Consider the following 18773-nt stretch of genomic DNA (forward strand, 5'->3'; position numbering starts at 1 on the left):
AGTTTTTAAGAGCTTAAAAACTATACAACTATCAGTATTTAATACCAATATGTAAGGCAACGATGCCCCCAGTCATTCTATGGGTTTCTACTTCATCAAACCCAACGCTCAACATGATTTCTTTCAAAGTCTCTGCATCAGGATGCATACGAATAGATTCCGCCAAGTATCGATAACTTTCTGAGTCTTGCGCAATCTTCTCGCCTAACCATGGCAATACCTTAAATGAATATGCGTCATACACGGGCTGCAAGAAGTCATCAGGCTTAGAAAACTCCAAAACTAGAACGCGCCCACCTGGCTTGATGACGCGACACATCTCCCCCAGGGCCACATCTTTATGGGTCATATTACGCAAACCAAATGCAACAGTCACAACATCAAAATGGTTCGCTGGAAAAGGGATTTTTTCGGCATCAAATTGAACACAAGGCAGAGCCATGCCTCGGTCTAACAAGCGGTCACGACCAACCCCCAACATAGAAGCATTGATATCACTCAACCATACTTGCGCATCAGGGTTGTGCCCCCAATCAGCTGCTTTCGCGAAAGCAGCAGCAAGATCGCCAGTGCCGCCCGCAATATCCAAAATCTTTTGTCCAGGCCTAACATTGGCGCGTGCAATGGTAATTTTTTTCCAAACGCGGTGCAAACCAAATGACATTAAGTCATTCATCACATCATATTTACTGGCAACTGAGTGAAAGACCTCAGCAACCTTGCTCGCTTTTTCTGCCTCATCGACGCTTTGATAGCCGAAGTGGGTTTTACTCATTAGTGACTCCCACAAGAATGGCCAGCTTGCGTCATCGGCGCATCACGATCAAGACCTGCTGCTGCCAATTTGGCTAAATATTCTTGCCAGACTTGTTCTTGGTTTTCACATAAGAAATATAAATATTCCCAAGAATACAAACCAGAATCATGCCCATCAGAGAAGGTGGGCTTCAACGCGTAATGCCCCACAGGCTCAAGACTAGAAATCAATACCTCACGTTTACCCGTTTGCAAGGTCTCTTGACCTGGACCATGACCCTGCACCTCAGCCGATGGTGAAACCACTCTGAGCAACTCAAATGGCAAACGATATGTAGGGCCACCTTCGTAAGAAAGCTCTAGCACCTTAGATTGTTGATGAACAACGATATTGCTTGGAATCATTAAACGAGAACCCTCTCAATGCCACCTTGGTTTGCTTTGGCAACATAATCTTGCATCCAGTCTTTACCCAGTAATTTTTGTGCCATCTCCACCACGATATAATCAGCAGTCGTATCGCTATCAGCATCAAAACGAGTCAAGCCCTGCAAACAAGATGGGCAACTAGTCAATACCTTGACTTCCCCTGTGAAATCGCCTTTGCGCAAATCATGAGCGCCTTTTTCCATTTCAATTTGCTTGCGGAAGCGCACTTGCGTCGAAATGTCTGGACGCGTCACTGCGAGCGTGCCTGATTCACCACAGCAACGATCATTTTTAGCAATCGCTTTACCGTCCTCAAGCTGAATCAACTCATTTACAGTTTTCAATGGATCTTGCAGTTTCATCGGGGAGTGGCAAGGATCGTGATACATATACTTCACACCCGTTACACCAGAGAGCTTGACGCCCTTCTCAGCCAAGAATTCATGAATATCAATGATGCGGCAGCCTGGGAAGATCTGGTCAAACTGGTACCCAGCCAATTGGTCGTAACAAGTGCCACAAGATACGACGACTGTCTTGATATCTAAGTAATTTAAAGTATTGGCTACACGATGGAATAACACACGGTTATCCGTAATCATCTTTTCCGCTTTATCAAAGTCGCCATTACCCCGCTGTGGATAGCCACAACATAAATAACCTGGGGGTAGAACGGTTTGCACTCCTACGTTCCATAACATCGCTTGCGTAGCTAAACCAACCTGAGAGAACAAACGCTCAGAGCCACAACCGGGGAAATAAAACACAGCCTCAGTATCTGCAGAAGTCGTTTTTGGATCACGAATGATCGGTACGTAGTTTGCATCCTCAATATCCAAGAGGGCACGCGCAGTTTTCTTTGGCAAATTGCCAGGCATCTTCTTATTCACAAAGAAAATAACCTGCTCTTTAACGCTTGGCTTACCTACTGTTGCAGGTGGGTGAGCGGTTTGCTGTTTGGCAAACTTCCGCAGAACATCATTACCAAGCCGCTGCAAGCTATAACCCCAGCCAATCATGGTCTTGCGAGCCAAATGAATTGTTTCAGGGCTGGTGGCATTCAAGAAGAACATAGATGCAGCAGTTCCAGGATTAAAGCGTTGTTGCCCCATCTTGCGCAATAAGTTACGCATGTTCATCGTCACATCACCAAAGTCAATCTTGACGGGGCAAGGTGTTAAACACTTATGACACACCGTGCAATGTGCTGCAACGTCATCAAACATTTCCCAATGACGGATAGAAACACCGCGACGTGTTTGCTCTTCATATAAGAAGGCTTCAATCAACAGAGAGGTTGCCAAGATCTTATCGCGCGGACTGTAAAGCAAGTTTGCGCGCGGTACATGGGTTGCACAAACCGGTTTGCACTTACCGCAACGTAAGCAATCTTTCACGCTATCAGCAATCGCACCGATGTCACTTTGCTGCATGATGATGGACTCATGGCCCATCAAACCAAAGCTTGGCGTATACGCCATACTCAGGTCAGCATGGGGCATCAACTTACCTTTATTGAAGCGGCCCTCTGGGTCAACCCGGTTCTTGTAGCTGCGGAAGTCTTTTAACTCAGCTTCGGTCAAATACTCTAGCTTCGTAATACCGATGCCGTGCTCGCCAGAGATCACACCATCTAATGAGCGGGCCAATTTCATGATACGGTCCACGGCCCGATGTGCATCCTGCAACATTTCATAGTCATCAGAATTCACGGGAAGATTGGTGTGAACGTTTCCATCACCCGCGTGCATGTGTAAGGCTACGAATACGCGCTTACGCAGAATATTTTTATGAATGGCCTCGAGCTCAGCCAGAATTGGCTCAAACGCCAAGCCACCAAAAATAATGCGCAATTCGGCGCGCACTTCCTCTTTCCAGGATGCACGTAGACTGAAGTTCTGTAACTTCGGGAAGTAAGTATCCATTTGCCTGAGCCACTCAGCCCAACGGGTACGTACCTTACTGATTAAATCCAAGGCCTGTTGAACGCGATCACCTAAGATTTCAGCAGTAGGGATCTCATACTCTTCATCGCTCTTACCCAACGGCAACGCACTCTTCTTCAAAAACGATTCGAGGCCATCAAGTACTTGTAATTTATTCTTAAGAGATAGCTCAATATTGATACGATCAATGCCATCGGTGTATTCGCCCATACGCGGCAAAGGAATCACAACGTCTTCATTGATCTTGAATGCATTGGTGTGGCGAGCGATAGCCGCTGTACGTGCGCGATCTAACCAAAATTTCTTGCGTGCCTCTGCGCTCACAGCTACAAAACCTTCGCCAACGCGCAAGTTCGCCATCCGCACCACTTCGCTTGTAGCTGCAGCAACAGCTTCTTCGTCATCACCAGCAATGTCGCCAATCAAGACCATCTTGGGCAAGCTATTTCGCTTAGATTTGGTCGAGTAGCCAACTGCTCGTAAGTAACGATCATCCAAATGCTCAAGACCGGCCAGAATTGGGCCGCCTTGTTTACTCAAACCATCGAGGTAGGCTTTGATTTCAACAATACTTGGAATGGCTTCACGTGCTTGACCAAAAAACTCCAAGCAAACTGTACGCATATATTTCGGCATACGATGCAACACCCAAGTTGCACTCGTAATCAAACCATCACAACCTTCTTTTTGAACACCAGGTAAGCCAGATAAAAATTTATCTGTAACGTCTTTACCTAAACCTTCTTTACGAAAACGCTTACCCTCTACTTCGAGTAATTCTGTTTTGAGAATACGTTGGCCTGGTTCACTATTACCATCTGACCAAGTGAGTTGGAAACGCACAGTTGCGACATCATGGATCTTGCCCATATTGTGATCAAGGCGCTCGACATCCAACCAATTTCCTTCTGGATCGACCATGCGCCAGCTGGCAAGGTTATCCAATGCAGTTCCCCATAGAACTGCTTTTTTACCGCCGGCATTCATCGCAATATTGCCGCCAATGCAGCTTGCATCGGCAGAAGTTGGGTCAACAGCAAACACCAGCCCTGCATGCTCTGCGGCATCAGAAACACGACGTGTTACGACGCCTGCACCGGTAAAAATAGTTGAGACTTCATGGTTCAGCCCCAGTAGGCGTTTCGATTGAACTCCGCCAATATCTTGTAATTTTTCAGTATTAATGACTGCAGACATTGCATACAGAGGAATTGCGCCACCGGTATATCCAGTGCCGCCTCCACGAGGAATAATTGTGAGTCCCAATTCCACACAAGCTTTTACAAGGCCGGGGATTTCAGATTCATAGTCAGGCTTCAAAACGACTAGCGGGAATTCCACACGCCAATCGGTTGCATCAGTTACATGCGCAGCACGTGAAACGCCATCAAAACAAATGTTATCGCTGGCAGTGTGACGGCCCAACTCTTTACGAGCGCGTTTGCGAATTTGTTCAACCTCTTTAAAACCGTTCTCAAAATTTTCAATAGCGCGGTAAGCGGCGCTTAATAAAATTTCAACTTGTTCTGCAGAGTCACCGTTATTGCGTTTTTTAACTTCGCCCAAGCGATGCCATAAAGCGTCAATCAATTGTTTCCGACGATGGGGGCTATCTAGCAAATCATCCTGCAAAAAAGGATTGCGCTGAACGACCCAGATATCTCCCAGGATTTCAAACAACATACGAGCAGAACGGCCAGTCCGGCGCACACCCCGCAAGTCATTCAAAACGCGCCATGACTCCTCGCCCAACAGGCGAATCACAATTTCTCGGTCAGAAAAGGAAGTGTAGTTGTAAGGAATTTCACGAAGACGGGGAGAACCCGCCTCAGCATCCAACAACTGGTTCAAAGCTAATGGAGCATTCATAGCGTCATATTTGGTAAATAAGCATTTTAATTGAGCGAACCTGATAGTGGCAGGAAACTGGGAAAGTTGTTGTCCAAAGTAATAAACCCTTGCAAATCTAAGGGCTTAGGAGCCATCCGTGGTACGCTCATTGGATGGCAACGAACTATTTAAAGAAAATTTTATCGGCTCGCGTCTACGACGTGGCCAGAGAGACCGAGCTCCAGCTCGCCCCTGAACTCACCAAGCGTTTAGGCAATCAAGTGCTCCTAAAAAGGGAGGATAACCAGCCGGTTTTCTCTTTCAAACTACGGGGCGCCTATAACAAGATGGCCCATTTACCCCCAGAAGCCTTAAAACGCGGTGTTATTGCTGCCTCTGCAGGCAATCATGCGCAGGGAGTCGCTCTAGCTGCAGCCAAAATGAAATGCAAGGCAGTCATCGTGATGCCCGTGACAACACCTAGCGTCAAAATCGATGCCGTTAAGGCTCGAGGTGGGTCTTGGGTAGAGATCATTCTTCATGGCGAGTCATACAGTGACGCTTTTCAACATTCTGAAGTGCTTGGCAAAAAACGGGGGCTCACCTTTGTTCATCCTTTTGATGATCCTGACGTCATCGCTGGTCAAGGCACGATTGCTCATGAGATTTTTACTCAATACGAAAAACCCATCGATGCAGTTTTTGTAGCAATTGGTGGTGGTGGCTTGATTTCAGGTATCGGTGAATACATCAAAGCAGTCAGCCCAAAAACTAAAGTCATTGGCGTTCAAGCATCGGACTCCGATGCGATGAATCAATCACTCAAAGCAAACAAACGTATTGAGATGAAGGATGTCGGTTTATTTTCAGATGGCACTGCCGTCAAATTGGTTGGCAAAGAAACTTTTCGTATCTGCAAAAAAGTTGTAGACGAAATTGTCACAGTTGATACCGATGAAATCTGTGCGGCTATTAACGATGTCTTTACGGATACTCGCAGTATTCTGGAGCCTGCTGGTGCCTTAGCTATTGCCGGCATGAAGAAATACGTAGAACAAAAACATATTAAGAAGAAAACCTTGGTGGCAGTTGCGTGCGGCGCCAATATGAACTTTAGCCGTCTGCGCTTTGTGGCAGAGCGTGCAGACGTTGGCGAGTTTCGTGAAGCTGTATTTGCAGTAACGATTCCTGAAGAGCGCGGCTCCTTTAAGCGCTTCTGTGAATTACTCGGCAAGCGTAATGTCACTGAATTTAACTATCGCATTGGCGATCAAAGTGAAGCACATATTTTTGTAGGTATTGGCACACAAAAAGCGGGTGATAGTGAAGCGATTGCTAAACATTTCCGAAAAGCGAAGTTTGCAACGATCGATCTCACACATGATGAGTTAGCAAAGTCTCATTTACGTCATATGGTTGGTGGCCACTCTGCCCTTGCCAAAGATGAGTTGCTCTACCGCTTTGAGTTTCCAGAGCGTCCGGGTGCACTCATGAAGTTCTTAACCAGCATGGCACCTAACTGGAATATCAGCTTATTTCACTATCGGAATCATGGCGCTGACTATGGTCGTATCTTGGTCGGTATTCAGGTTCCCCAAAATGAACAGAAGAAATTCCAAACCTTCTTGGCGAAATTGGGCTACCCCCATTGGGATGAGAGTAATAACCCAGCTTATCGTTTATTCCTGAAATAAGATCTAGCAAACATGTCATACACACTCACTGGAAAACTTGTCGTTGCGATCTCCTCGCGCGCCCTGTTTGATTTTGAGGAAGAGAATCGCATCTTCGAATCCACCGACGATAGTGCATATATGAAATTACAGCTTGAGCGCTTGGGTATTGCCGCTCAGACTGGAGTTGCCTTTCCATTGGTTAAAAAACTGCTCGCATTTAACGAGGAAGGTGAGCAACGGGTTGAAGTTGTTATCCTCTCCCGAAATGATCCTGTGAGTGGGTTACGGGTATTCCGCTCTGCTGAGCATCATGGCCTTCATCTCGAGCGTGGCGTATTTACAAGAGGCCGGCCTCCCTATCACTACTTGCGCTCATTACATGCCAACCTCTTTTTATCTGCAAATGAAGATGATGTTAGAGCAACAATTGATGCGGGCTTCCCTGCTGCACGTGTCTATCCCGAGTCCAGCAAAACCGCCGAGTCGCACCCTAATGAAATCCGTATTGCGTTTGACGGAGATGCAGTGCTCTTTTCAGATGAAGCAGAGCAAGTCTTTCAGAAAAAGGGGCTTGAAGCTTTCGTCGATCACGAGAGTAAAAAGGTTGATATTCCACTGCCTCCAGGTCCTTTTAAACCCTTACTAGAGGCCCTCCATAGACTGCAGCGCTCCACCAGTGAAAACGGCATGCGCATTCGTACTGCCCTAGTAACTGCACGCTCTGCACCAGCACATGAACGCGCTATTCGTACGCTAATGGCATGGGGCATTGATGTCGATGAAGCCATGTTTTTGGGTGGCCTTTCCAAGAGTGAATTCTTACGCGAGTTTGAGCCAGACTTTTTCTTTGATGACCAGACTGGACATTGTCAATCAGCAGCCTCTGTTGCCCCGACTGGCCACGTTGTATCAGGCGTATCGAATAGACCTAAAAGCTAAAAATAGACGAAGCAATTCATGGCAACATTACCGCTTGGACAATCAACACAATACCCAGATCAATATGATCCGAGTTTGTTATTTCCAATTCCTAGAGTTGAAAATAGAAAAAAGCTTGGCCTCAAAGCAGATCAAGCATTGCCCTTTGTCGGCGTTGATATTTGGAATGCTTTTGAGCTCAGCTGGCTCAACAAAAAAGGTAAGCCACAAATTGCATTAGCCGAGTTTCAGATTCCAGCAGACTCACCCAACATGATTGAATCTAAATCCTTCAAGCTCTACCTTAATAGCTTCAACAGCGCTCGTTTTGAAGATGAACATGAAGTGAGAGAGAGACTGATCGCTGATTTATCTGCGGTGGCTAGCAGCAAAATCACCACTCGCATCAACCCAACGGAGTCCATTGCTAAAAAGGGGATGCAAGAGATGGGTGGCATCCTGATGGATCGCCTCGATCTTGAAGTAGATCCAAACTTACCTGCAGACCCAAGCCTACTGGGAGTGAATGAGTCTTTTGGTCCTATTGAGCAATGCCTGGTTTCACATCTCCTCAAATCCAATTGTCCAGTGACCGGCCAGCCTGACTGGGCCAGCGTGCAAATTCGCTATCAAGGCAGGCCAATTCTTGAAGAAGGTTTATTGCGCTACCTGATTGGCTTTAGAAATCTCGGTGAATTTCATGAGCACTGTGTTGAAACCATATTTACAGACATAAAGCGTCAGTGCAAACCAGAAAAACTCTCTGTGTATGCGCGCTATACACGGCGTGGTGGCCTAGATATCAACCCCTTTAGAACCGATCACAATTCACCCTGGCCGGATAATGTTCGGCATGCAAGACAATAACTTTGCCTAAATCCAGATAAATAAAAACCCCTTGTAGGAAATCCTAGAAGGGGTTTTTATTGTTACAGTCAGTGCCGCTTAGAACGGGATATCGTCATCCATTGCGCCTAGTGAAGCAGCATTTGATGAGGCTGGAGCCGACTGCTCAGCCGGCTTTGAGCGTGCATAGCTTTCGCCACCATCACCACTTCCGCCTACAGGCTTGCCACCAAGCATTTGCATTGTTTCTGCAACGATCTCAGTGGAATACTTTTCTTGGCCACTAGCATCAGTCCACTTGCGGGTACGCAAACGACCTTCAACATAAACCTGCGAACCTTTTTTGAGGTATTGACCAGCGATTTCTGCAAGTTTGCCAAAGAATGCAACACGATGCCATTCTGTGGTTTCTTTCATTTCGCCAGTTTGTTTGTCTTTGTAGCGATCAGATGTTGCTACTGAAATATTGGTAACGGCGTCGCCGCTTGGCATATAACGCGTTTCTGGATCGCGTCCTACGTTACCTACGATGATGACCTTATTTACCGAAGCCATGTTGTCTCCCGAAGAAAAATGCTGCTGTTATTACTACTAAAAAATGATGCAAACTTAAATGAAACCAATGAAGCTACGGTTACGTCTCTGTGGATACGTCCTTTGATTCTGCTGCTCTTGTTGGCATTTCGCCCATCGACCAAGCAATTATAAGCCAGCAAACTAAGAGTGCTGCGCCCATTGCAAAGACCGATAAATCGCCATGGCTATCCATTAAATAACCCCCAATAGCAGCACCCATAAACAAGCCAATCGATTGGGTGGTGTTGTAAACGCCCAGTGCAGTGCCCTTGGATTCTTTTGCAAAACGTGACACCAAAGAGGGTTGCAAAGCTTCAAGTAAATTAAAGCCTACAAAATAAATGAGTAGAGCTGCTGCAATAGCTATCACTGAATTAGCCTGCATGAATACTATTTCAGCAATGAATAACAAAATAATCGCAACCAACAATACTGTTCTTAATTTCTGTTTCTTTTCGCCGAAAATAATTGCGGGTGCCATGAATACAAAAGAAAGTAAAACGACTGGCAGATAAATTTCCCAGTGTGAAGAAAGTGGCAAGCCGGCTTGCACCAATAAACGTGGTACCACTAAGAACATGGCTACTTGAGTAGCGTGCAGTACGAAGACACCCAAGTTCAAACGCATTAACTCTGGACGAAAGAAAACTTCTTTCAATGAGGCTTGTTGAACTTTTGCTTCCGGCTTACTCGATGGTAAAACGTAGTAGCTTACAAACATGGCGATCACACCCAGTACTGCCAGAACAATAAAAATTCCACTGAGGCTAATTGCCCGATAAATTGGTGCCGCGATCACCAGGGATAAGGCAAAAGACAAGGCGATACTGCCGCCTACCAGAGCCATGGCTCGAGTTCGTACCTGCTCTCTGGTTAAATCAGCTACCCAGGCCGAAATAGCGGCCGATACTGCACCAGCACCCATCACCCCACGCCCAATGGCTATCCAGAGGAGGTCATCTTTGGCTGCGCAGATCAATGCTCCCGCTACAAATAAGGAAAGGCCCCATAAAACAACCGGTTTGCGCCCAATTCGATCCGATAAGCGCCCTAAGGGGATATAGAAACAGGCCTGAACAATATTAAAGATCCCCAGGGTCAAACCGACCCAGAGGGCATGCTCCCCACCCGGTAAGCCCAGAGCATGGATGCTAAAGACGGGCAATAGCAGAAATAGGCCCAGCATACGGAGGCCAAAGATGCCTGCTAAGGCCAGAGTGGAGCGGAGTTCAGAAGGATTCATGGGAAAGAGCTATATTAACAAGTTAAGCAAAAAAATCATGAATAACGAAATTAAGATCCGCGGTGCCCGCACCCACAACCTCAAAAACATCAATCTAGACATCCCTAGAGAGAAACTTGTCGTTCTCACTGGTTTATCTGGTTCTGGCAAAAGCTCCTTGGCTTTCGACACACTTTATGCCGAAGGTCAACGTCGTTATGTGGAATCGCTTTCTGCATACGCTCGTCAATTCTTGCAGTTAATGGAAAAGCCGGACGTTGATACGATTGAAGGGCTTTCACCAGCGATCTCCATTGAACAAAAAGCGACCAGTCACAACCCGCGCTCAACTGTGGGTACCGTTACTGAAATCCACGATTACTTGCGTTTGCTCTTTGCACGTGCAGGCACTCCACATTGTCCCGACCATGATCTGCCACTCGAGGCGCAAAGCGTTTCACAAATGGTCGATACCGTACTGTCGATGCCTGAAGATACAAAGTTGATGATTCTGGCTCCAGTAGTCAGTGAGCGTAAAGGTGAGTTTGTTGACCTCTTCCAAGATCTGCAGGCACAAGGCTTTGTGCGCTTTCGGGTGCGCTCTGGTGGCGGCACAGCTAATGCTGCCAAAGCAGAAATCTTTGAAGTTGATCAACTTCCAACCCTGAAGAAAAACGATAAACACTCCATTGAAGTCGTAGTCGATCGTATTAAAGTGCGTCCCGATATTCAGCAACGTCTTGCGGAATCTTTTGAAACAGCACTTCGTCTCGCTGACGGTAAAGCCATGATCGTCGATATGGATACCGGCAAAGAAATGATTTTCTCGAGCAAGTTTGCTTGTCCGGTTTGCTCCTACTCTCTCCAAGAGTTAGAGCCACGCCTCTTTTCATTTAATAATCCGATGGGTGCTTGCCCCTCATGCGATGGCTTAGGTCATCAGTCTTTCTTTGACCCCAAGCGCATCGTGGCGCATCCAGACCTCTCCCTTGCTTCAGGAGCAATTAAAGGCTGGGACCGACGTAATCAGTTCTACTTCAAGCTATTGCAGACCCTGGCAAAGCATGGTGGCTTCGATGTTGAGAAGCCATTTGAAACCCTCTCCAAGAAACAACAAGATCTCATCCTATTGGGATCAGGCGATGTCACGATTCCGTTTGAATACATCAATGAGCGTGGCAAAAATAGTATTCGTGAACATGCTTTTGAAGGCATCGTTGCGAACTTTGAACGCCGCTATCGCGAAACTGACTCTGTCACAGTGCGTGAAGAATTAGCCCGTTACCAAAATATTCAAATTTGTCCCGAGTGCAATGGTAGTCGTTTGCGCAAAGAGGCACGCTTTGTCAAAGTAGGCGAAAAGAAACAATCCCGCGCCATTTATGAGATCAGCGCCTTACCGCTGAAAGATGCAAAAGAATATTTTGAGGCGCTTGAACTCAAAGGTGCCAAACGTGAAATCGCCGACAAGATTGTGAATGAGATCAGCGCACGCTTGCGTTTCTTAAATGATGTTGGCCTAGACTACCTTTCTCTGGAGCGTAGTGCTGACACCCTCTCCGGTGGTGAAGCCCAGCGTATTCGCTTAGCCAGCCAGATTGGCTCCGGCTTGACTGGCGTAATGTATGTATTGGATGAACCATCGATTGGTCTACATCAACGTGATAACGATCGCCTCATCGGTACCTTGAAACATCTGCGTGATTTAGGAAATAGTGTTTTAGTGGTTGAGCACGATGAGGACATGATTCGTGCTTCTGACTGGGTAATCGATATTGGCCCTGGCGCCGGCGTTCATGGTGGCGAGATTGTTGCTCAGGGGACCCCTGAGGAAGTCGAGGCCAATCTGAACTCTCTGACTGGCGCTTATCTCTCAGGTCGCGAAGCCATTGCCGTTCCAGAAAAACGCATTCCGGTAAATGATCGCTTCCTTGAAATCATTGGAGCTCGTGGTAACAACTTGCAATCAGTGCATGCCCAGATTCCTGTAGGACTGCTGACTTGTGTCACAGGCGTTTCAGGCTCAGGCAAATCCACTCTAATTAACGACACTTTGCACCATGCTGTAGCCCAACATCTCTATGGCTCTAATGCAGAACCTGCAGCACACGATGCAATGAAAGGTTTAGAGCATTTTGACAAAGTGATTAGTGTTGACCAATCACCGATTGGCAGAACACCACGTTCTAATCCGGCAACGTATACCGGCTTGTTTACCCCAATTCGTGAACTATTTGCGGGTGTCCCAGCGGCACGTGAGCGTGGCTATGAAGCTGGGCGCTTCTCCTTTAACGTCAAAGGTGGTCGTTGCGATGCCTGTGAAGGTGATGGCGTTCTGAAGGTGGAAATGCACTTCTTGCCTGACGTATACGTTCCTTGTGACGTTTGTCATGGCAAGCGTTACAACCGGGAAACTTTAGATATTCGGTACAAAGGTAAAAATATTCATGAAGTGCTCTCAATGACTATTGAGCAAGCCCATGAATTTTTTGAAGCAGTACCGGTTGTAAAGCGCAAGCTCAAAACACTGCTTGATGTTGGCCTCGGTTATGTAAAGCTTGGACAAAGCGCCACTACCTTATCTGGCGGTGAAGCGCAGCGCGTGAAGTTATCTCTTGAACTTTCTAAAAGAGATACTGGCAGAACGCTTTACATCTTGGATGAGCCAACAACAGGCTTGCATTTCCATGACATTCAACTTTTGCTCACAGTAATCCAAACTCTGAAGAAACAAGGCAATACCATCGTCATCATTGAGCACAACCTGGATGTGATTAAGACTGCGGATTGGATTATTGATTTAGGACCCAAGGGTGGCGCAGGCGGCGGTCAAATTATTGCCACAGGCACTCCGGAAGAGGTTGCCAAAAATCCAGCGAGCTTTACTGGCCACTACTTGGCGCCATTACTTAAGCCTAAAGCTGCTAAGCCTGTTGTGGTTAAGAAAAAAGTGAGCGAGAAGGCAAAAGCAACCCATTAATCTCAGAGCAATTTAGCTTCAGCCAAGTCAATTGCCTCCGAATTTCCTGAGATTACTAAAATGTCATTTGCGCGCAGCTCAAGTTCTGGACTCAGAGGCAATTTCACATAGTCTAAGTTTGTCTCTTTGCGACGCACAGCTTGAACGCTGATACCTTCATTTTCGAGATCAAGTTGATCTAAAGTTTTCCCAACTGCCTGTGAATGCGGAAGCAAAGTAACTGAATGTAAACGCCAAGACTCATTCGACCCAAAGTCATCATCTGCTGAACCCCGGAAATAGCCCCTTAATAAGCTATAGCGCTCCTCACGGGCCGTCGTAATTCTGCGAACTACCTTGCGCATTGGTACGCCCATGATAAGTAGGACATGGGATGCCATCATGAGGCTGCCTTCAATCAATTCTGGAACAACTTCTGTAGCACCTGCAGCTTGCAGCTTGGCGATGTCAGAGTCGTCTCTAGTACGAACAAGTACCGTCATCCCGGGACGCAAATGCTCAACCTGACGCAGCACGCGCATACTTGCTGCACTATCGGCATAGGTAATCACTACGGCCTTAGCCCGTGATAGTCCAGCAGCCATTAAATAGTTCTCACGACTCGCATCCCCATAGACCACGTTATCGCCAGCAGCAGCCGCCTCTTTTACGCGATCTGGATCTAGGTCTAAAGCGATATAAGGAATTTTTTCTTGATCAAGCATCCTTGCCAAACTCTGCCCAGAACGTCCAAAGCCGCAAATAACGACGTGATTTTCATTCCGCACACTCTTGGCAGCTACACGCGTTAATGCAAGTGACTGCAATAACCACTCATTACTGGAAAAGCGCATCGCAATGCGATCGCTGTTTTCAACCAAGAATGGTGCGCAAAACATGGAGAGCAGCATTGCAGCAAGAACCGCCTGACTCAATGTGGGATCAATCAAATCCAAACCATCAATTTGAGTCAGCAAAACAAATCCAAACTCACCAGCTTGTGCTAAACATAGCCCAGTTCTAATGGAGATGCCAGGACTTGATCCAAACACTCTGGATAACAAAGTGATTAAGCCGAATTTAAATAAGAGTGGGCCCACCAAGAGCGCTAATACCAGTAGCCACTGCTCCTGGATCACTCTGAAATCCAGGAGCATCCCGATAGTGATAAAAAATAATCCCAATAAAACATCGCGAAATGGTTTAACGTCCTCTTCAACTTGATGTCGGTATGGCGTCTCTGAAATCAACATGCCGGCGAGAAATGCGCCTAAGGCTAGAGATAGGCCAAAGTGCTCTGTAAGGCCGGCCATACCCAAAACAATCAGCAGGAGATTGAGCATGAATAACTCTTGCGAACGTAACTTAGCAACCAATCTGAACCAGCGACTCATGAGTGTCTGACCAATAAAGAAAATCAAGGTCAATGCAACCGTGATCTTGATAGAGGCTGTTGTCAGAGCAAAAAATAGATCCTTAGGGTTTTTTCCTAAGGAAGGCAGCAAGATCAATAAGAACACGACTGCCAAATCTTGGAATAACAAGATACCTACAACATTTCGCCCATGCTCTGCCTCAAGCTCGGAGCGATCCGAAATCAGCTTCGTCACAATCGCGGTGGAAGACATCGCTAAAGCACCGCCAAGGGCAATCGCAGCCTGCCAAGAAATGGGGTAAATCCAGTTCATCAAAAGGCTGGCTGGAACGGCCAAGAGCATTGTCAAAATGACCTGGCTGCCACCCAGACCAAATACGATCTTGCGCATTGCCCGTAACTTATGGAGGTTAAATTCCAGGCCAATGGAAAACATTAGGAAAACTACGCCAAACTCCGCCAAATACTTGACGGTAGCTGAATCATTGGCAATACCCAGAGCATTGGGGCCAATCAGAACCCCAATGGCCAAATAGCCCAAAATGGGGGGTAAGCCAAAATAGCGGAAAATAAGCACTCCGGCCACACCAGAGGCCAAGAGAATGAGAGTTAACTGAAGGACTGACGGCATATACTTACTCGATGATAGCTAAGACTCGTGAACGTACCCTAAAGCTTGCGCGCGACACCCTCACAATCGAGGCTGCTGCACTGCAAACCATGCGCGATCGCCTTGAAGGGGCCAATGCTGATGCCCTAGTGCTCGCTGTTGATCTATTACATGGCTGCAAAGGCAGAATCGTCGTTTCCGGCATTGGCAAATCGGGCCACATTGCGCGCAAAATTGCCGCCACCTTTGCCTCAACTGGTTCACCCGCTTTTTTTGTTCACCCAGCGGAAGCCAGCCATGGTGATTTAGGCATGGTGACTAGGGACGACGTTTTTGTTGCGCTATCCAATTCCGGTGAAACCGAAGAATTGCTAACTATCGTTCCCATCGTGAAACGCACTGGTGCAAAACTGATTGCACTGACTGGTGCGCCGAACTCCTCACTCGCTAAATTGGCAGATGCGCATTTAGATACTAGCGTTGAAAAAGAAGCGTGCCCACTCAATCTTGCGCCAACCACTAGCACTACTGCTGCGCTCGCCATGGGCGATGCTTTAGCTGTTGCACTTTTAGATGCCAGAGGTTTTGAAGCAGAGGATTTTATTCGCTCACATCCAGGTGGCAGACTAGGTCGCAAGCAACTCAGTCACGTCAGTGAAGTGATGCGCAGCTTTGATGACACACCAAAGATTTCCATTGATGCATCTTTACAGGAAGCTCTTCTAGAAATGACCTCTAAACGCATGGGCATGGTGGTCACCTTAGATAGCAACAAAAAAGTATTTGGCATTTTGACCGATGGTGATTTACGTCGTTTATTGGAAAAAAATACCAACCTTGATGGCATCACACTAAAAAGCGCAACGACGCCAGCACCACGGACGATTCCGCCAGAATTACTTGCCGAAGAAGCCATCGAGATGATGGAAAAACACCGCATTAATCATCTTGTGGTTACCGACAGCAATGGTCAACTACTAGGCGCACTCAATTTGCATGATTTATTTGCTGCAAAAGTGATTTAGTCATTCATCCTATTGAACTTTATGCCCAGCGCGTTTAACACCCACAATACCAATCCTCTTGCACAGTATCCCCAAGCATGGGAGCGCGCGGGCGCTGTCAAGCTTCTAGTCTTGGATGTTGATGGTGTTTTAACCAATGGGCAAGTATGGATTAGTGCAGATGGTAAAGAATCGCTAAAAGCATTTGATATTCAAGATGGTCTAGGCATTAAATTATTAGAGCAGTGTGGCATTCCCACTGCGATCATCACTGGTCGCAACTCAAAAATGGTTTTAGCCCGCTGCGAAGAACTGGGAATTAAACAGGTTCACATGGGCGTTGCAAATAAAGCAGTCGCTCTAGATCAGATACTCAAAGGCTTGCAATTAAGCGCTGCTGATTGTGCGGTAATGGGTGATGACTGGCCAGATTTAGCGATGATGAAAAATGCGGGTTTCAGAATTTGCCCTGCCCAAGCCCATGATGCCGTTAAAGAGGTGGCGCATTTTGTCACCTCGCGAACTGGTGGCAATAGCGCTGTGCGAGAAGTGTGCGATCTGATTTTGAAAGCGCAAAACCGCTATGAGGAATTGCTCAGCAAGGCCAGTAGTTAAGCAATGCAATTGAGCTCTCAACATATTAAGCAAAGCATTGGTCGCACACTGTTGCGCCTCATGCCATTGCTGTTAATGGGTGTACTAACACTGCTGACTTTTTGGCTAGTCCAAAAAAATACACCACATGAAAAATCTGCACTTGAGCGCGTCAGACTTCATGAGCCGGATTACACCATCAACAATGGTACGCTTTCAGCTCTCAATGAACTTGGCAATACCAAGTATCGAATCTTGGGCAATAAAGTCACGCACTATGATGATGATGCTTCGATTGATATTGCGACGCCCCGCATGCGCTTGTTCCAGCCCGATAAGGCCCCGGTAACGGTCAAATCTGATACCGGTCACCTTGATGGTGATCTCACCATTCTCGACTTAATTGACAATGCCAGTATCTTCCGGCCCGCGCAGGCTGCCACCGCCACCGAACCGGCTACCCTTCGCATGCTGGCAACTTCCAGTTATTTCAAGGTACTGATTAATGATGACATCATTGAATCAGATAGACCCATTACGCTTGAACAAGGCATGTCAATCATGCACTCCACCGAAGGTGGCATTTTTCATAATGTTGAACAAAGCATGACGCTCTTGGGTCAAGTAAAAGGACGTATTGAGCGCGCACCGCGAGGAAGTCCACAACAATGAAGGCACATTCTCGCTCCACCAGTGCATTTTTCATTGCCTTGCTTTTCGGGCTGAGTATCAGTGGATATACCTGTGCGGAAAAAGCGGATCGAGATAAACCTTTGATTCTCGAAGCTGAAAAAGTATCGGTAAACGATGTTCAACAGGTCTATGACCTAAATGGTCAAATCTTGCTCATTAAAGGAACCATCGTTGTCACCGGAGAAGATGGTCACATACAGGTTGACCCAGAAGGATATGAATTTGTTGATGTGAAGGGCTCGCAAAACACCATTGCTAGCTTTCGCCAGCGACGTGAAGGACCTGAGGATGAATTCATGCAGGGCACAGCCAATCAAGTTGCTTATAACGCCAAAACTGAGATCCTGACACTTACTGGTGATGCTAATTTAAAGCGCCTCCTCAATGTGCAAATGCTCGACCAGTTACGTGGCTGGAAAATTGAGTATGACGATGTAAAGCAGTACTATCGGGTTACCCCTCCTCAGGACGCAAAGCCGGATGATCTGCCTTTGGCAAGAGCAATCCTTTCACCAAGACGAAAAGCCACACTAGAGAAATGACAACGGATTTAGCTCAGACCAATCACACTGCAACCCTTAGCGCGCATCACTTACAAAAGCGCTACGGCTCTAGAACCGTTGTACGAGATGTCTCTATCGAGGTGAAATGCGGAGAAGTAGTAGGACTTCTTGGGCCTAATGGTGCTGGCAAAACAACTTCGTTCTACATGATCGTTGGCTTAGTCCCTTTGGACGGCGGCAATATTGTTCTGGATGGCGCAGATATCACCCACCTACCAATCCACGAGCGCGCTCGTATGGGTCTGTCTTATCTTCCACAGGAAGCTTCAGTATTTAGAAAGCTGAATGTTGCGGAGAATATTCAGGCTGTTCTAGAGCTTCAAGTTCAAGGCGGCAAACCTCTGACCAAAGCTGAAATTGCCAATCGTCTCGATGAGCTTCTGGGTGAACTTCAAATCAGTCATCTGCGCAACAATCCCGCCCTATCACTATCGGGCGGTGAGCGTCGTCGCGTTGAAATCGCAAGAGCACTGGCATCTCAACCCAAATTTATCTTGTTGGATGAACCATTTGCCGGTGTTGACCCTATTGCTGTTGGGGAAATTCAGCGGATTGTGCGCTTCCTACGCGATCGCCAAATTGGCGTTCTGATTACTGACCATAACGTACGGGAAACCTTGGGTATTTGTGACCACGCTTACATTATTAGCGAGGGTAGCGTTCTTGCTGAAGGTAAGCCCGATCAAATCATCCAAAATGATGCTGTCCGTAGGGTTTATTTGGGCGAAAACTTCCGGATGTAATCTGGACGGTCTTTCTGGCCGTTTTATTGAATA

The 18773-nt window shown here is 46.9% G+C and carries 15 protein-coding genes; 9 read left to right on the forward strand and 6 right to left on the reverse strand.

Features of this window, described 5'->3' with window-relative positions; genetic code table 11:
- Window positions 1-31: 31 nt before the first annotated feature.
- The 3 genes from ubiE to IEN92_RS02600 are packed head-to-tail and all read right to left on the reverse strand — an operon-like array spanning window position 32 to window position 5000.
- Window positions 32-775 carry a bifunctional demethylmenaquinone methyltransferase/2-methoxy-6-polyprenyl-1,4-benzoquinol methylase UbiE gene (ubiE, locus tag IEN92_RS02590; protein ID WP_216160344.1) on the reverse strand — a complete coding sequence of 248 codons (744 nt, stop codon included), beginning with the start codon at window positions 773-775 and terminating at the stop codon, window positions 32-34.
- Complete coding sequence (locus tag IEN92_RS02595) at window positions 775-1161, reverse strand: gamma-butyrobetaine hydroxylase-like domain-containing protein (RefSeq protein ID WP_215374115.1); 387 nt, start codon at window positions 1159-1161, stop codon at window positions 775-777. Before IEN92_RS02595 ends, ubiE begins: the two co-directional genes overlap by 1 nt.
- The gene (locus IEN92_RS02600; RefSeq protein WP_216160348.1) at window positions 1161-5000 is read right to left on the reverse strand and encodes an FAD/FMN-binding oxidoreductase; all 3840 of its coding nucleotides are present in this window, start codon (window positions 4998-5000) and stop codon (window positions 1161-1163) included. Before IEN92_RS02600 ends, IEN92_RS02595 begins: the two co-directional genes overlap by 1 nt.
- Window positions 5001-5134: 134 nt before the next feature.
- Here IEN92_RS02600 and ilvA point away from each other — a divergent pair, with 134 nt between their 5' ends.
- Genes ilvA through queF form a run of 3 tightly spaced genes read left to right on the forward strand, consistent with a single transcriptional unit; the run spans window position 5135 to window position 8422 of the window.
- A complete protein-coding gene (ilvA, locus tag IEN92_RS02605; protein WP_216160352.1) occupies window positions 5135-6655 on the forward strand; it encodes a threonine ammonia-lyase, biosynthetic in 1521 nt (506 codons plus the stop codon).
- A gap of 12 nt (window positions 6656-6667) precedes the next feature.
- Window positions 6668-7576 (forward strand): 5'-nucleotidase, encoded by a 909-nt coding sequence (locus tag IEN92_RS02610; RefSeq protein ID WP_215374124.1) that lies wholly within the window; start codon window positions 6668-6670, stop codon window positions 7574-7576.
- A gap of 18 nt (window positions 7577-7594) precedes the next feature.
- On the forward strand, window positions 7595-8422 hold the full coding sequence (queF, locus tag IEN92_RS02615) for an NADPH-dependent 7-cyano-7-deazaguanine reductase QueF (protein ID WP_216160354.1): 828 nt from the start codon (window positions 7595-7597) through the stop codon (window positions 8420-8422).
- A gap of 78 nt (window positions 8423-8500) precedes the next feature.
- Here the strand turns inward: queF and ssb are convergent, their stop codons facing one another.
- On the reverse strand, window positions 8501-8956 hold the full coding sequence (gene ssb / locus IEN92_RS02620) for a single-stranded DNA-binding protein (RefSeq protein WP_215295892.1): 456 nt from the start codon (window positions 8954-8956) through the stop codon (window positions 8501-8503).
- Window positions 8957-9035: 79 nt separating this feature from the next.
- The gene (locus IEN92_RS02625) at window positions 9036-10220 is read right to left on the reverse strand and encodes an MFS transporter (RefSeq protein WP_216160357.1); all 1185 of its coding nucleotides are present in this window, start codon (window positions 10218-10220) and stop codon (window positions 9036-9038) included.
- Window positions 10221-10257: 37 nt separating this feature from the next.
- Here IEN92_RS02625 and uvrA point away from each other — a divergent pair, with 37 nt between their 5' ends.
- On the forward strand, window positions 10258-13179 hold the full coding sequence (gene uvrA, locus IEN92_RS02630; protein ID WP_216160360.1) for an excinuclease ABC subunit UvrA: 2922 nt from the start codon (window positions 10258-10260) through the stop codon (window positions 13177-13179).
- A 2-nt stretch (window positions 13180-13181) separates the two neighbouring features.
- Here uvrA and IEN92_RS02635 read toward each other — a convergent pair whose 3' ends face one another.
- Window positions 13182-15164: a monovalent cation:proton antiporter-2 (CPA2) family protein gene (locus IEN92_RS02635; RefSeq protein WP_216160364.1), complete on the reverse strand. Its 1983-nt coding sequence runs from the start codon at window positions 15162-15164 to the stop codon at window positions 13182-13184.
- Window positions 15165-15175: 11 nt separating this feature from the next.
- On the opposite strand from IEN92_RS02635, the gene IEN92_RS02640 reads away from it, so the two are divergent.
- From IEN92_RS02640 to lptB, 5 genes are read left to right on the forward strand one after another with little or no spacing between them, the layout of a single operon-like run.
- Complete coding sequence (locus tag IEN92_RS02640; RefSeq protein ID WP_216160367.1) at window positions 15176-16168, forward strand: SIS domain-containing protein; 993 nt, start codon at window positions 15176-15178, stop codon at window positions 16166-16168.
- A 21-nt stretch (window positions 16169-16189) separates the two neighbouring features.
- Window positions 16190-16762: an HAD family hydrolase gene (locus IEN92_RS02645; protein WP_216160369.1), complete on the forward strand. Its 573-nt coding sequence runs from the start codon at window positions 16190-16192 to the stop codon at window positions 16760-16762.
- A 3-nt stretch (window positions 16763-16765) separates the two neighbouring features.
- Entirely contained in the window at window positions 16766-17413 is a 648-nt protein-coding gene (gene lptC, locus IEN92_RS02650; protein WP_216160372.1) for an LPS export ABC transporter periplasmic protein LptC, read from the forward strand.
- A complete protein-coding gene (gene lptA, locus IEN92_RS02655; RefSeq protein WP_216160375.1) occupies window positions 17410-17976 on the forward strand; it encodes a lipopolysaccharide transport periplasmic protein LptA in 567 nt (188 codons plus the stop codon). Before lptC ends, lptA begins: the two co-directional genes overlap by 4 nt.
- Window positions 17973-18740: an LPS export ABC transporter ATP-binding protein gene (gene lptB / locus IEN92_RS02660; RefSeq protein ID WP_215374149.1), complete on the forward strand. Its 768-nt coding sequence runs from the start codon at window positions 17973-17975 to the stop codon at window positions 18738-18740. The genes lptA and lptB overlap by 4 nt, the downstream gene beginning before the upstream one ends.
- Window positions 18741-18773: the final 33 nt, after the last annotated feature.

The sequence above is a fragment of the Polynucleobacter sp. MWH-Creno-3A4 genome, from assembly GCF_018881885.1.
Taxonomy (GTDB): Bacteria; Pseudomonadota; Gammaproteobacteria; order Burkholderiales; family Burkholderiaceae; genus Polynucleobacter.